General features: G+C 67.4%; 1 protein-coding gene. It reads right to left on the bottom strand.

Annotation, left to right across the window (positions count from 1 at the left end):
• Positions 1 to 1,234, bottom strand: a 1,234-nt coding sequence (locus ACXC9Q_RS41825) for an IS4 family transposase (RefSeq protein ID WP_457062604.1), incomplete at its 3' end; no start/stop codon positions are given.
• Positions 1,235 to 1,391 lie beyond the last annotated feature (157 nt).

Raw genomic sequence — 1,391 nt, forward strand, 5'->3', positions numbered from 1 at the left:
TGATGGTGGCTTGGTAGGTGGTGCGGTTGATGTTGAGTCCTTTGGCGGGGTATTTGGAGGTGGCTCTTTTCACGGCGCGGGGTCCGAGGCGGACTCGACGCGTGGGGAGGAGGTTCGCCAGGACGAGTCGGCCGATCTGGCCGACGAGGTCGATGACGGTGTCGGCGATGACCCCTGCGGCTTGGGTGACCTGGTCGCGGGCGGCGTTGAGGGCGATGGTGAAGCTGGCTCGGTCGGGATCGGTGCCGGGTCGGCTGTCGGTGGCATCTGTGATGGCGTGGCGCAGGACCTGGTAGGTGACCAGCAGGGCGTAGATCTCTTGGGCGATGCCGGCCGGGGTGCGGGCGCGCAGGACCTGTCCGCCGAGGATGGTGGACTTGAGTTCCAGGTAGGTGGTCTCGATTTCCCAGCGCTGGTGGTAGAGCGTGACCAGGTCGAGGGCCGGGTAGGTGTGCGGGTCGAGCAGGGTGGTGATGAGCCGGTAGGTGCCGGTGCGGGTGCCGTTGGACGTCGCGATGGTGATCTCGGCTTCGATGACACGGACCGGTGTGCCCATCCAGTGTGACTGGTAGGACCCGTCGTGGTGGCGGTCCAGTGCGGGGAGTTTCCGGTTGGCTTTGCAGCGGATCAGTAGATGGGCGCCGGTGCTGGTGATCGCGGTGATGACCGCGTCGGCGGCGAAGTTACGGTCGGCCAAAACGATCATGCCGGCCTTGAGGCTGCGGGCCAGCAGCGGTGCCGCGCTGGTGGTTTCCCCGATCAGGGCCGAGCCGAACGTCGCGTCGATGATCGTGCGGGTGCCGCAGCAGACCACGGCCAGCAGCCGCAGCAAGGGATACCCCGAGCCGCCGTTGCCGCCGGCCTGTTTGGTGAACACACCCAGGTTGGCGGCGGTGTCGGGCACCGTCATCGTGGTGCCGTCGATCGCGGTGACCAGCAGCCCCCGCCACCGCACCCAACCGGTGGCCCTGGTCGCGGCCGGGCCACGGAGCAGGTCGAACAATGCCTTCAAGGGCGCGGCCCCAAGCCGCCTGCGGGCCTGGGTCAACGCCGCCGCGGTCGGCGCGGCCACGGCCAAACCGTCCAGCCCGGCCACCAACCGGTGCCACACCTGGCCATAGCCACGATCGGTGAACAGGCACCCGGCCAGCAACAAATAGACCACCACCCGGGCCGGCAGATCACGCACCCTGGCCTGGGTCCTGCGGGTCTCGGCAAGGACAGCATCGACCATCTCGAACGGTATGCACTGGGTCAACTCGCCCAGATGACCAGGCGCGAACGCACCCTCACCAACCCTGATCGTGCGAGCAATGACAGACTGGACAGACAGCGGAGCCCCTCAGGTAGCCGGTTGTCTCGCGAGGACAAACCTGTCTACCCAAGGAGCT

Source organism: Kribbella sp. CWNU-51, from assembly GCF_054073265.1.